This window comes from Neomesorhizobium albiziae, from assembly GCF_900114255.1.
In the GTDB taxonomy this organism is placed as follows: domain Bacteria; phylum Pseudomonadota; class Alphaproteobacteria; order Rhizobiales; family Rhizobiaceae; genus Neomesorhizobium; species Neomesorhizobium albiziae.
In genome coordinates this window covers 1-13575 of sequence record NZ_FOSL01000016.1, presented here as the reverse complement: position 1 = coordinate 13575, position 13575 = coordinate 1, and the positions used below count along the sequence as shown (strand labels likewise).

At 61.7% G+C, this 13575-nt stretch carries 12 protein-coding genes; 3 read left to right on the top strand and 9 right to left on the bottom strand.

The features are described 5' to 3' along the window. Positions 1-7 precede the first annotated feature (7 nt). Together F3H98_RS21320 and F3H98_RS21315 are read right to left on the bottom strand one after the other, a co-directional pair. A complete protein-coding gene (locus tag F3H98_RS21320) occupies positions 8-418 on the bottom strand; it encodes a DUF2065 domain-containing protein (RefSeq protein ID WP_149762349.1) in 411 nt (136 codons plus the stop codon). Between the two features lie 517 nt (positions 419-935). Further along, on the bottom strand, positions 936-2732 hold the full coding sequence (locus tag F3H98_RS21315) for an adenylate/guanylate cyclase domain-containing protein (protein WP_149762348.1): 1797 nt from the start codon (positions 2730-2732) through the stop codon (positions 936-938). Positions 2733-3260: 528 nt separating this feature from the next. On the opposite strand from F3H98_RS21315, the gene F3H98_RS21310 reads away from it, so the two are divergent. The 3 genes from F3H98_RS21310 to F3H98_RS21300 all read left to right on the top strand — a co-directional run bounded on the left by F3H98_RS21310 (position 3261) and on the right by F3H98_RS21300 (position 5928). Further along, the gene (locus tag F3H98_RS21310; RefSeq protein WP_244621833.1) at positions 3261-4889 is read left to right on the top strand and encodes an alpha/beta fold hydrolase; all 1629 of its coding nucleotides are present in this window, start codon (positions 3261-3263) and stop codon (positions 4887-4889) included. A 137-nt stretch (positions 4890-5026) separates the two neighbouring features. Then, positions 5027-5263 (top strand): hypothetical protein, encoded by a 237-nt coding sequence (locus F3H98_RS21305; protein ID WP_149762347.1) that lies wholly within the window; start codon positions 5027-5029, stop codon positions 5261-5263. A gap of 302 nt (positions 5264-5565) precedes the next feature. Then, the gene (locus F3H98_RS21300; RefSeq protein WP_149762346.1) at positions 5566-5928 is read left to right on the top strand and encodes a nuclear transport factor 2 family protein; all 363 of its coding nucleotides are present in this window, start codon (positions 5566-5568) and stop codon (positions 5926-5928) included. Positions 5929-6172: 244 nt separating this feature from the next. Here the strand turns inward: F3H98_RS21300 and F3H98_RS21295 are convergent, their stop codons facing one another. From F3H98_RS21295 to F3H98_RS21265, 7 genes are all read right to left on the bottom strand, one after another. Then, the gene (locus tag F3H98_RS21295; protein WP_149762345.1) at positions 6173-6826 is read right to left on the bottom strand and encodes an amino acid ABC transporter permease; all 654 of its coding nucleotides are present in this window, start codon (positions 6824-6826) and stop codon (positions 6173-6175) included. A 7-nt stretch (positions 6827-6833) separates the two neighbouring features. After that, a complete protein-coding gene (locus F3H98_RS21290) occupies positions 6834-7493 on the bottom strand; it encodes an amino acid ABC transporter permease (protein ID WP_149762344.1) in 660 nt (219 codons plus the stop codon). A gap of 18 nt (positions 7494-7511) precedes the next feature. Continuing rightward, positions 7512-8345 (bottom strand): transporter substrate-binding protein, encoded by an 834-nt coding sequence (locus F3H98_RS21285; RefSeq protein WP_149762343.1) that lies wholly within the window; start codon positions 8343-8345, stop codon positions 7512-7514. Between the two features lie 35 nt (positions 8346-8380). Continuing rightward, the gene (locus F3H98_RS21280) at positions 8381-9466 is read right to left on the bottom strand and encodes an alanine racemase (RefSeq protein WP_210249704.1); all 1086 of its coding nucleotides are present in this window, start codon (positions 9464-9466) and stop codon (positions 8381-8383) included. Positions 9467-9626: 160 nt separating this feature from the next. Then, entirely contained in the window at positions 9627-10571 is a 945-nt protein-coding gene (locus F3H98_RS21275) for a substrate-binding domain-containing protein (RefSeq protein WP_149762342.1), read from the bottom strand. Positions 10572-10614: 43 nt separating this feature from the next. Further along, positions 10615-11640, bottom strand: coding sequence for an ABC transporter permease (locus F3H98_RS21270; protein WP_244621832.1), 1026 nt, complete (start codon positions 11638-11640; stop codon positions 10615-10617). A 49-nt stretch (positions 11641-11689) separates the two neighbouring features. Beyond that, the gene (locus tag F3H98_RS21265) at positions 11690-13225 is read right to left on the bottom strand and encodes a sugar ABC transporter ATP-binding protein (protein ID WP_244621831.1); all 1536 of its coding nucleotides are present in this window, start codon (positions 13223-13225) and stop codon (positions 11690-11692) included. Positions 13226-13575: the final 350 nt, after the last annotated feature.

The following is a 13575-nucleotide window of genomic DNA, read 5'->3' as shown; positions in this document are numbered from 1 at the left end:
CTTTCCTTTATGGAAGCGGGAGGGTTTCGGTTCGCTCGCCGAATCCGACAATCAGAAGCACCGCGCCAAGCAGCAGCGAAAAGATCGTCCAGGCCCGCGTGTACGCGAGTAGCGGCTTCGCCATTCCGATGTAGGAGCGGGGAATGCTCAGTAGGGCGAGCCCCTCAATGAAGGAAGCCCAGCCGATCACCGAGATGACGATTTGCAACGGCGTGTCCCACCGTGGATGGATTGAGATGACGAGGGAGCCGAACAGGATGGCGATAAGGGCGATCGCCAGGCTGAGGCCTGGTGAGGCTTCAAATTCATCGAACATGCGCCGCCAATCGTTCGGGCGAAGCAGGCCGCCGATGCCTGTCGCGATCGACATCAGGCCGATCAAAATGGCAAGTAGGCCTGTGGTTGATAGGGCTGTCATCGCGGCTCTCCTCTATCGGGCGGAAAGTCTCTCCACTGTGGACGCGAGGGGACGTAATGATGCCTACCAGACTTTGTCCGCAATGGGTCCGGACAGCGACTTTGCTCGCGAGGAGTTCAGTGCGCTGTTGACCGATGGCTCGAAGAACCGTCCGCTGTCCCTTCATGGCCGATAGGCCATTAATGATGGGTCTTTCCGCCCCTCAAGGCGTTTGGGGGCGGGAAAGTCGGCAATAAATCCGACTTGCGCCATAGTGTGCTCGAACCTGTACTACTGGAATGGGTCGAGAGCGGACTGAAAGCTTTGTGTTTGCCAAGGTAGGAAAGCGGACATCCAGCTCGGCGTCTGCATCGACTCTATTGCGACGTTCGCTCTTGAGCTATCCGATCGCCGGTTAGCGAACTGGAAGTGGATACTCGCCCCGGCGGCAGGGATAGCGGCCTTCCATACGCGATGCGCACGAGACAATAGTTCGGAGAGCACTGTGCACACCCCGGAGCCTCTGACCCACACAGCGTCAGGCCGGCAAGCCTGCCAGACGCAACCCCACTCGGAGACGATCCCTATCAACTGATTGCTCAAGAACCGAAAACCAGATGATCCAGTCAATGTAGTCGGAAGCGGCTGCCCCAGGATCGCCCTGCCAGTGGGAAGCAATCTCGCGCGTGAGTTCCCTACCCCAGCGTGCTGCCTCTTCGACACGGCCGTCGTGTGCGTATGCCGCCACACGCCAACCAAGGTCTCTCAGGTGGCGCGCGCGGTCGTCCCACATCCCCTTCTCAAGGAGGACCGCTGCTCGACCATAGTCCTCGAGTTGGAACAGCAGTCGCGCCCGAGTAGCGTTGTACCAGGGCGGGTGGCGGGGATTGAGCCGACAGGCGATCTCGACCGCGGCCAAACCTCGCTCGGGCTTGCCCCTCATGCACTGCAGGGCAGCATACAGGATCTGGATGGCGGCGTCGTTCGGGTTCATCGACCGAGCGAGGTCGAAGTGCTGCTCGGCTCGGTCAAAATCGCGCGCATAGGCACGAATCCAGCCAAATGCAGATTGAATGCGCGCATCGTTGGGGTCGAGCGCCAACGCCTTCGCCGCGAGCTCCAGGGCCAATTGCATCTCTTCGTCCGGCTGAACTTGGACCCCGGCGATGACTTGCATGGAGCGATCGCGATGTATGAACGCGAGGCCCGAATACGCTCGAGCGAACGTGGGATCGATGGCAATGACTTGCTTATAAAGAGCCTCGAGCTGCCCAAGAACTTCCGGGGTGAAGGACGTGCCGCCAAATCGAAGGGCTCTCAAGAATAGGTCATACGCCCGCAGGTCCTGGGGTGGGCGCCTCCGGGCGACCATCTCGCGCTCGTCGATGACCCGTTCGGCGACCCTCGCAACAATGCTTTGCGCGATCTCTTCCTGGACGGCAAAAACATCCGCTAGTGCGCGGTCGTAGCGCTCTGTCCAAAGGTACATGCCCGTAGAGGCGTCCACAAGTTGGACGTTGATGCGCACGCGGTCTCCGGCCCGCCGCACATTGCCCTCAATCACATGGCTTGCCCCGAGCGCGCGTCCGATTTCGCGCACGTCGACGTTCTTCCCACGGAAGCTAAACGATGAGTTCTGAGCAATGACCCGGAGTTCGCGGAAACGGGACAGCTCGGTGATGACATCCTCTGTGATTCCGTCACTAAAATAGACCTGATCCTGATCGTCGCTGACGTTCTGGAGGGGCAGAACGGCGACAACGGGTTGGTCGCCCAGGGGAGGTTCAAGCGGTTGTCGAACCTGAGTGCCTTGGAATGCCAGTTCGAACGCGCGAACCGGCCGCGCGATGTTTTTGAGGCGTTGTTCGCCTTTGTCCACGAACGGAAGGTCGACTTTGCCTGCTAGTTGTTCATGGGCTGAACCTGAGATCAACACCCCACCGGGAGGGCAAATCTGCTCAAGGCGGGCGGCGATGTTGACGCCGTCCCCCAGGAGGTCCTCTCCCTCGACAATCACGTCACCGACATGCACGCCGATGCGCAGGACGATTTGACGATCAGGCTTGATACCCTCGTGTGTTGTCGTCAGCCGCGACTGGATCGCCACGGCGCAGATAACCGCGGCCACGACGGAGCTGAATTCGACAATGACGCCGTCGCCCATGAGCTTGACAATGCGTCCGCGGTTCTCGGTGAGCAGAGGCTCAAGTATCTCTTGCCGAATGATTTTGAGGTCGCCGAGCGTCCTAGCCTCATCCGCTTCCAGCAAGCGCGAGTAGCCGACGACGTCAGCCGCGAGGATCGCGACCAACCGACGTTCCACGATGGATGCCATTTTCTCCTCGGCGACCAGGGATTGAAGGTGTTCGATCGCAGGAGGTTACGGACTCCTGTCTTCCTCTGCAAATCCGCGTTGGCGGGCACACACTCGACCACCAAAATACGAAGTACCTGCCGATCGCGCGATGTTCGCTTCGATGGTTGGCGGCGCCCCGACGCGTCCAAAGCCGAACGTCAACCGGTGGCGCAACCGAGACCTCCAGGCAATGTCTGCTTTCAGAACGCGGCAAAGCTGGTCTTTACGGCCGACATGCGGCGCAAGGCTGACCGGCAGAATATGGGCCGGAAGCGGTCGGTCGGCTTCCGAGGCTCGGATTTTTAGAAGCGGACCTTGAGTCCGCTGCGGGCATCGTCGTGACGTGACCCATTTCAGCCGGTGCCATCCTGCGGAGGGGATGTCTCCAATCGGGTGACGGGCTGCCTGTCCCAGCCGCACTCGCTGACCGTCTGCCGTATGTGATCGCGAGCAGTCGATCCCGCATCTTCACCAACAGCTCCGGATCAGCTGCGGTATGAGCCTTTGGTGCTGATTCACACCACCACGCGCCCATCTGTGCTATGCTTGCGTCTGCACCTGGGGTTGGGGACGACAGTGCTTAAGCCGCCTGTGACGAGATATGCTAAAAGCGGCGACGCCCGCATCGCTTATCAGGTTGTGGGACATGGTTCGTTGGACCTGATCTTCGTACCGGGCTTCATCTCCAACCTTGAACTTCACTGGGAGGAGCCCGGCTACAGCCGGTTGCTGCGCCGACTGTCTTCATTCTCGCGGCTGATCCAGTTCGACAAGCGCGGCACGGGGCTGAGCGACCGCATCGATCCCGCGCATTTGCCGAACCTGGAAACGCGTATGGAAGACGTCCATGCGGTCATGGATGCGGCCGGCTGCGGTCGCGCGGCCCTGCTCGGCGTGTCAGAAGGCGCGGCGATCTCGATGCTGTTCGCCGCCACCTATCCGGAGCGGACGCGCTGCCTTGTCCTCTACGGCGGTTATGCCCATTTCTACAGTGCGGTGCAGATCCCCGAGGCCGTGGAGCGCTTCGCCGTGGAGGTCGAGAAAAGCTGGGGCACAGGCGCCACGCTTCGCTATTTTGCGCCTGGGCGGGTGAGCGATCCGCATTTCAGCAATTGGTGGGCGCGCTTCGAACGACTTTCCGCGAGCCCCACGGAGGCATTCGCGCTTGCGCGAATCGACGCGAAAATCGATGTCCGTAACGTGCTGCCAGACGTTCACGTTCCGACGCTGGTTATCCACCGTACCGACGACGCCCGCGTCGATCCGGAAGCCGGCCGCTCTCTGGCGCGGAACATCCCCGACGCGAAGTTCGTCGAAATTCCCGGTCGCGACCATCCGATCTGGACTGGCGATGTCGATCGGGTTGCAGACGTGATTGAGGAGTTCCTAACCGGCGCGCACCCGCACCCGGGAGCGCGGCGCATACTCGCCGCCTTGCTCGCGTTTCGAGCCGTCAGGTCGGAAGGGCACGGCGCAGCGTTCGGCGACCGCCGATGGTTGGAGGCGCTAGAACAGTTCCACGCGGTCGCGACCAAGGCCGTGCGCCACGTCGGTGGCCATCTGGCACCGTCGGATGGGCAGACCATGATTGCCTGGTTCGACGGAGCCGCGCGAGGGGCCGGTTGCGCGGTGGCACTGCGAGAGGCGGCCGCAGCACTCGGCCTGCGCCTCGCCCAAGGCCTGCATGCCGGCGAGGTGGAAATCGCCGGCCACGGCGTGGCGGGAATAGCGGTTCATGTGACAGAGCGGATCGCCGAACATGCAGGAGGGGACGACATTCTCGCCTCGGCGATCTTTTCCGAGCTTTCCACTGGGTCGGGGCTGCAGTTCATCGAGCGGGATTGGATCAGCGTTGAGGGGCTGGAGCGTCCACTGACGTGCATGGCACTCGCGATGGAGAGGCATCTGGAACCGGTAACCCGCAAGCCGACGCAGCCTGACCTGGACAAGCTCAGCGCGCGCGAGCGCGAGGTGCTGACACTCGTAGCCGACGGCCTGAGCAATCCAGCAATCGCAGCGCAATTGAGGCTGAGCGAGCACACGGTCAAACGTCATGTGGCCAACATCCTGCTCAAGCTCGACTTGCCCACTCGCACTGCCGCGGCTGCAGTTGCCGCCCGGCAGCCGCGGCAGTAGCCCAATCGGGCCATCGCACAGCTGGTGCTTTCGGGCGAAGCGAGCATCTCCGCCATCAGTCATCATGCCGATGGTGACTGATCCGCCGCGGCGCTGCTGCTGCCGGAAAAGTGCACGTCTTACAAAGGATGGGTGCCATGATCGACAGCATCGAGCCGTCGAGCGCCTCCCATGCGCTCAAAACAACACATTCCCGGGTCAGCTTCGGCAGCGCCATAGCTCTTGTGATGACGGTTTACCGCCGGGTCAAACGCGAACCCGAACTGACGGAGGAGGAAAGGCTGGAGCGTCGGCGTTGCGAGCATGAACGCCGACGCATCCGCTCAACGGATGCATACCCGGATTGGCGCAATAGTTACTGGTTGGGGAGATGATGAGGTCGCTCGAGCAAAGCTTGACGCCAACACCAAGGAACTCTCCGGCCTCACGGTGTCCCTGCAAGTATCGCATCTATTTTCGCCACCGTCCCGGCGACACGGAGGAGGAGATCAAGCAAGCCGTCGCAAGGCCGCGATTGTCCGGCACCGGTCGAGCATGCAGGTCGACCTCGCCACCTTCAAGAAGCAAACCGGTGCTATGCTTGGTGGCACCGATCAAGCTATGAACGGCGAGAACCTCGCCGCAATCCGCTGCCGGCCGGCCAGGGCCCGCCGCGAGCGGCCACAAGGAGGTTAAAATGTTAACCGCGTTTAAGGCTGTGACGGGCGCCGCCATCAAGCAGGCGATCGAAGGCCGCGACGCCCGCATGCTGTCGAGCTTTTATGCCGACGATGCGGTCGTCCGTGTGATCGACCGCAACAACCCGCCGAGCAAGCCGCGCGAAGTCCGCGGCCGGGCGGCGATCACTACCTTCTGGGACGACATCTGCGGCCGCGCCATGACGCACAAGGTAGAGACCAGCATCGCCGATGGCGAGCGCTTGGCCTTTACGCAGGACTGCGCCTATCCTGACGGAACGAAGGTGTTCTGCATCGCGACCCTCGAACTGCGCGACGGCAAGATCGTTAGACAGACTGTGGTTCAGGCGTGGGACGAGTGACATGCGGCATGCCGTGAGGGCAACACGGTCCCGTGCGGCGGCGGCCTGACTGAAAAGCCGGATAACAACTTCCATCGAGCAGGAACCGACATCCGGCCCGGTCGCAGGGTCGCGCTGTCAAGATAGGAGGCCTCGCAACGACTAGGTTCTTGACCGCATTTGCGTTGACAGGCTTGGCCTTGACCGGCGCCTCGGCCGCCGACGAATCTTCTGCCTAAAACGGTCGTACGGAAGCGGCGCTCCTTCACGCCAAAGCAAGACGGCGCTCCACAATCCGGCCGAACCGCTCGATGGAAAAATTGACCAGGAAGTAGAGAAGCCCGGCAAATGTGTAGAATTCGAGCGTCAGGAAATTCCGGCCGATGATCTCCTGTGTCTTCAGCAGCAACTCGCCGACGCCGATGATTGAGAGCAAGGTCGACGCTTTGACGATCTCGACGGCGGTATTGATCCACACTGGCAATATCTGGCGGAGCGCCTGCGGCAAAAGCACGAGCAGAAGAATCTGTGGCATTCTCAGCCCGACGCTTTTTCCCGCATCGATTTGCGTTGCCGGGATCGTCTGCAGCGCGCCGCGTACGATCTCGCCCAAATGGCCGCCGCAGAATAGCGACAGCGCGAACATGCCCGACCCGACCGCGGTGAACTGCACCCCGAAAACGGCAAGAATGTAGAAGGTGGCGAGGATCAGCACGAGGACAGGCGTGCCGCGCACGACGTCGACGTAGAAGCGCAACAGCCATCGCAGCGGACGCCAGCCGTAAACGAGACCGATGCCGGTAAAAAGGCCGAGCGCCGAGCCGGTGAAAATTGCGACGGCAGAGATTTCAATCGTGGCCAACAGGCCTTCGGCCAGTTGCGCCCGCGCCGTCCAGATTTCCGCGAAGAATTCACCCATCGCCGTTTCAGAACTTCGGAAAGTGCCGCTCGAGCCGTCGCAGCCCCGCAGCAATCACCAGGCAGGTACCGAGGTAGAGGATGCTGGCCGCCATCCAGGCCTCGACCACGCGGAATGTGTCGACATTGATGCGACGCGCCTGAAAGGTGAGCTCAGGTATGGCGATGGCAGCTGCAATTGAAGTGTCCTTGAAGAGCGAAATGAAGGTCGAGCCGAGCGCCGGCAGGGCATTGCGCAACATGATCGGGAAGCGCACCAACCGCGCCACCTGGAATCGCGTCAGGCCGATCGACAGCCCGGCGTCGATCAGCCCCGCCGGAATGCCGATCAGGCTGGCTCGAAACACTTCCGTCAGATAAGCCCCCGCATAGATCGCCAGCGAGGCAACGAAGCTTTCCAGCTTGCCCATGCGGATGCCGAGTTCAGGCAGAGCGAAATAGGCGATCAGCACGATGACCAGGAGCGGCGTGTTGCGGATCGCGGTGACGTATACACTCGCCGCGCCGCGCAGAAACCGCGATCCGCCGGTCGCCGCGAAGGCTGCAGCGAGGCCGATCGCGGCGCCGATCAATATCGAGAAAAAGGCGAGCGCCAGACCCAGGGCCAAACCGCTTAGCAATTGGTCAAGGTTGGCCCAGATCACATTGAAGTTGAATGTGTAGGTCATGGCGCCAGCAAACCGGCCTCAACGCAACTCGGCCGGGAAGCCTATCTTCGGCGCGGGAGGCGCCTCGCCAAACCATTTTTCGAAGGACGCGCTGTAGGTGGCGAATTCGACGCCTGAAAGCGCCTCGCGCAGCGCGATGTTGACGAAATTCAGCCAGTCGGCATCACCCTTCTTTATGGCGCAGGAGTAGGTCTGCGGATTCCAGCCATAGCCGGCATCGAGGTATTTGTCCGGATTCTGCTTCATGAACCATTTGAGCGAGGACATGTCAGTCGCGGCTGCGTCGGCACGGCCGGAATTCAGCGCCTGGTACATGAGGTCGACGCTCTCATACTGGTCGACCTTGGCTTCCGGCAGGGCCTGATGCACCATCTCCTCCGCATAGACGTTCTGCAGAACCGAAACGGTGACCGCAGCGCCCGCCGCCTTGAGTTCGTCATAGGTCTTGTGCTTGGCATCCTTCGTCAGGAGGAAGCCGACGCCTTCGCGATAGTAAGGCAGGGTGAAGGCGACCTGCTGCGCTCGGGCAGCTGTCACCGTCATGAACTGGCAGGTGATGTCTACCTTGTCGGTGACGACGTTCGGGATGCGCGCGTCGGATGCCTGGATGACGAACTCAACCTTTTCTGCGTCGTCGAACAGGCCTTTGGCGACGATCTTGGCCACGTCGACGTCGAAACCGGCGAGATTGCCCGCCTCGTCACGGAAATGCCAGGGCGGGTTGGTGCTGCCGGTGCCGACGATCAGCTTGCCACGGGCTAGCACATCCGCAAGCTTATCGGCCTGGACGGCCCCCGAACCCAGGATCAAGCTTCCGACGCAGAGGATGAATGTCTTCGTATGCTTGTTCATGTCTTCCTCCCATTCTTGAACGCAGCTAGTTCTATTTACCGTACCTTGCCGCGTGCGGCCACGGGCCAGACGATCTCGACCCGGCCGTCACGCAGGCCGTAAACCTCGTCGACCATGTTGGAGACAACGCAGCAATGGTTCGGGATGATGTTGACGATCTCACCGACGCGCGGCTTTTCGGCCGAGGCCGAGAGGTCGATGATGCCGTGTTCTTCCGAAAGGTTGATCACGGCCGCCTCGGGATACTCCACGACATGCCCGAAGTTTTGCACGTAATATTGCTCGCGGGTCAGCACCTTGGAGCCGGCATCGACGATGGCACGGTCCTCGGTCGGCCGGCTGACCACCGTGGTGCGGACATGCATGGCGCAATTCTCCCAGGTGGCGATGCCGGAATGCACCATCATGACGTCGTTATAGACATAGGTGCCGGCGCGGTGCTCCGTCATCATCGGGTAGTCGGCCAGCGAGTTCAGCGAAGGCGTGCCGCCTCCTGAGAGGACCGGAAGCGGCATCCCTGCCGCGCGAAACAGGGAGACGGCCTCAGCAAAGAACTCCAGCGTGCGCGGTGCATTGTTGGGAAAGACCAGCAGCCCCTCGCACACGACACCTGGCAGCCTGTCAGCAAGCCGGGCGAGGTCGAGCGCCGTTGACGGCCACTGAACACCGTTGCGGCCGAAGCCTGCATCGCACTCGATCAGAATGGGAAGGCTGCGACCGCGGCGACGAGCGGCATCGGAAAGGCCCCGAAGCACGATATCGTTGTCGGCGACGACGGCCAGCCGCTTCACGCGTTCGGCCAGATCCATCAGGCGGCCGGTCTTGGCATCGCCGACGATGTTGAACGTGATCAGCATATCGTCGGTGACGCCGGCATCGATGAACGTCTCGGCCTCGCCGAGTTTCTGACAGGTCAGCCCGATGGCGCCAGCGGCGATCTGCAAGGCACCGATCGCCGGAATCTTGTGGGTCTTGATATGAGGGCGATTGGCCCTGCCGGCGGCGGCGATCATGTGCTGGACACGGGCGATATTGTCTTCCAGCCGATCGAGGAGAATCGTCACGCACGGCGTGTCGAGATCGCCTGCAGCCGCCAGCATCGGGTCGTGCCTGATATCCATGCCATGCTCGCTGAAATTGGTATTTTTATCAAATCAATACGCAGGCACGGCCGCCGGAATTCTCATTGCTTCAACGTTCCGTGCCTGCTGGCGATTTCACGAAATGCCGTTCCACGGCGGTTGCCCCTCCAGCCGTTGATGTCCGGCGGGCCAGCCGATGTCAAAAGCCCTTGCCGATCCAGTCGTCGACATTGGTCGCATCGACCTGATGGGTCGGCAGCACGATCTCCTTGTCGAGCTTCTCGCCCTTGGCAACTTTGTAGCCGTACTGGACACCTTCCGGCGCGACGAAGTGGTAGGTGAACGTCGCCACCATCTTGCCGGCCTTGATGGCGTCATAGGCGGCGTTTTCGCCGTCGATGCCGACCACCTTTACTTCCGACAGCCGGTTGGCGGCTTCCAGCGCCGTCACCGCGCCGAGCGCCATGTCGTCGTTGTGCGCGTAAACCAGCTGGATCTCGCCGGGCTTGAAGCGTTGCAGCATGTCCTCCATGAACTTGATCGCCGGTTCGCGGACATAGTTGGCCACCTGGTCGGCAACCACCTTTACGTCCGGGCATTTCTCCGCCAGCACTTTGTGGAAGGCGTCGTGCCGGTCGACGGTGGCCGAGGCGCCCGCCGTGCCCTGGATTTCGATGACATTGCCTTTGCCGCCAAGCGTCTGGCAGACGAATTCGCCGGCCGTCTTGCCGATCAGGACATTGTCGGCGCCGATATGAAGCGTCACGTCCGTGTTGACCTTGCGGTCGAGCGTGACCACCGGAATGCCGGCGTCCATGGCCTGCTTCACGACGGGCGTCAGGGCATCGGCCGTCACCGGGCTGATGATCAGCGTCTTGACCCCCTGCGAGATCAGGCTCTCGACATCGGAAACCTGCTTCGAGGCCTGGTTCTCGCCATTGGTGACGATCAGGTCGACGTCGGGCAGGTTCGCTTCAGCGTATTTCTTGTTGCCCTCCACCATGTTGACGCGCCACGAACTTTCCATGGTGCCCTGTGAAAAGCCGATCTTCACCTTCTCTTCGGCGAAACCGGTCCCGAGGCCGGCAATCGTCATCGCCACAGCGCATGCGGCCGCGGCCGTGTATCTTGTCCTCACACTCATCGCTTCCTCCTTGCGTTGGCGGGTCCTCCCCGCTCATCCCGTGCTATCCCTGCGCGGAATTGCTGCGTCGCCGGCGCTGGGTCTCGAACAGCACCGCGACGACGATGATGGCGCCCTTGACGATTTGCTGCGTGAACGGCGATACGCCGGCGAGATTGAGAATGTTGGCGAGTACGGCGAAGATCGCTGCGCCGATAACGGTACCGACAATGCCACCCTCACCACCGAAGAGGCTGGTGCCGCCGATCACTGTGACGGCGATCGCTTCGAGCTCGAGCCCGACACCGGCGACGGGTTCGCCAACGGTCAGCCGCGACACGAAGATGAGCGCCGTCAGTGCCGAAAGGAAGCCGCTGATCGCATAGACGGAAAAGACGGTCAGCTGCACGTTGATGCCGGAAAGCCGCGCAGCCTCCGGGTTCGAACCGACGGCATAGATGCTGCGTCCGAAGGGCGTGTAGCGCAGCACGACATAGGCGGTTGCGGCGACTACAGCGAAGATCCAGACCGGCACCGGAAGACCAAGCAGATAGCCTTGGCCCAGCCATGCGAAATCGGCTGAGGCCTTCTGAAAATGGATTGGATGGCCGTCGGAAATCGTCATCGCAAGGCCGCGGCCCATGACCATCATGCCGAGTGTCATGATAAACGGCGGCAGTCGCCCGATCGTGATGCCGATGCCATTGACGGCGCCAAGCGCGAGGCCCACTGCGAGACCCGCCGGAATGACCAGCGCGACGGGGGCGTCGGCGTTGAGGAGAAGCGCCGCGACCACCGCGGTGACGGCGACGATCGAACCGACAGACAGGTCGATGCCGGCAGTCAGGATGACGAAGGTCATGCCGACCGATACGATGCCGAACAACGCTATCTGGCGGGCGACATTGATCAGATTGAACGGATTGAGGAAGGCATCCGAAATCAGCGCCGCGGCAATGCACATCGCCAGCAGCACCCAGAGCAAGCCGGAAGCGCGCAGCGCCTTGCCGACATGCAGCTTGCGCAGCGGGGACAGGAGCGTGGCGCCGATGCCGCTGGCTTTCATCGCCTGTCCCTCACTGTCTGCCACCGGCCTTGCTCCAATACTCACTCGACCATCATCCGGTTCACTGCCTCGCTTAGGCGGCTCGTGACGCTTCGACCGCTCCGACAGCCGCGCGAAGCAAAATTTCCTCGCTCGCATCCGCCCCCTGGAAACGGCCTGCGATGTGGCCGTCACGCATGACGACGATACGGTCACAGAGCCCGAGGATTTCCGGCAGTTCGGAAGAGACGATCACCACCGCAGCACCCTGTTCGTCGGCGAGTGCTGCCAAGAGCTGATAGATCTCGTGCTTGGCGCCCACATCGACGCCGCGGGTCGGTTCGTCGATCAACAGAATGGAGGAACCTGCGTTCAGGCTTCGCGCGATCAGGCATTTTTGCTGGTTGCCACCGCTGAGGTTCCTGATCTCGGCGTCCGGACCGGGCGTTCGGATGCCGAGCTGGCGCACCAGTTTCGAAACGATATCGCGCTCGCGATTTTCGCTCAGGAATCCCGCTCTGCGCAGACCGCCGAGCCGGGAGACAGTAATGTTGAAAGCCACGCTCTGAGGCAGAAAGCATCCCTCGGTCTTGCGATCCTCGGGCAGAAGCAGGATCCCGGCGGCGATCGCCGCGCGTGGATCGGCCGGGCGCCCTTCCTTGCCGCGCAGGCGATAGGCCCGGCAGGACGCAGGGTCGGCGCCAACCAGCGCGCGCAGCAATTCGGTGCGGCCGGAACCGGCCATGCCGCATATGCCCAAGATTTCGCCGGCATGTACGTCGAGATCGATGTCGTGAAGAACACCCGGGCGGCCAAGCCCGAGAACTGAAAGGACTTCGCCGCCCGGCCGCCGGACCCGCTGCGGGTAAATGTCGGCCAGTTGCCGGCCTACCATCATCCGGATCAGCGCAGGCGGATCGACTTCGCCAACCATGCGCGTACCCACAACCTCGCCGTCACGGAGTACGGTGACGCGATCGCAGATGCGAAACACCTCCTGGAGCCGATGCGAGATGTATATGAAGCTCACGCCCTGGAGAGAGAGGTGGCGGATGACGTCGAACAGACTTTCGAGTTCGGTGCCGCCAAGCACCGCCGAGGGCTCATCAAGGATGACCAGCCGCGCGTTGCGGGACAGGGCGCTGGCGATCTCCACCATCTGCCGGTGCGCGACGCTCAGGCTGTCAAGCCGGGCACCGGGATCAACATTGAAGCCTAGACGGGCCATGACCTCCAGGCTGTTGCGTTGCACCGCAGGCCAGTCGACCAGCCCATAGCGGTTCCTCGGCAGACGCCCGAGGTTCAGATTTTCGGCGACCGTCAAATGCGGCGCCAGCATCATCTCCTGATAGATGACCGAGATCCCAAGCTCCAGCATGCGCTGCGGTGTCGGCCGGGCGATCTTTTCACCATCGACAACGACCTCTCCCGCGTCTGCCTGGTACGCGCCGGAAAGGATCTTCATCAGCGTCGATTTGCCGGCGCCGTTTTCGCCGATGAGCCCGAGCACCTCGCCGCGGCCGACATGGAGATCGACATCGTGAAGTGCCGTGACCCCGGTAAAGCGCTTTTCGATGCCGCGCATCTCGAGGATCGGCACAGCCTGGTTCATCGATGCCTGATCCGCCATGGAATCGCTGCCAGTCGCCAAACTGCGAGCAAATATTTTATGATTATCATTTTATATGATAAATTAAGCGCAAGGGTTGTCAAGTAACTGCTGGTGATGGATATACGCGGGATTCTGAAGGAGGCGAAGAACGCTAATGCGCGGCGGCGCGAGACGCGGGCGCGGGTCGACGGGCCGCTGGGTTCAACACCATCGACGTGATCCTCCCGCGCGGACCCCGACGATGTCGGCTTTCAGGAAGCGGCAGAGCTGAGCGTGTTGATTTCCGCCAGGAGCTGACCCTGGATTAGGTAGTTTTTCCATTGAGAAGTGACCCATGTTTGAACCCACCCCTGCTGGCTGATTGCAGG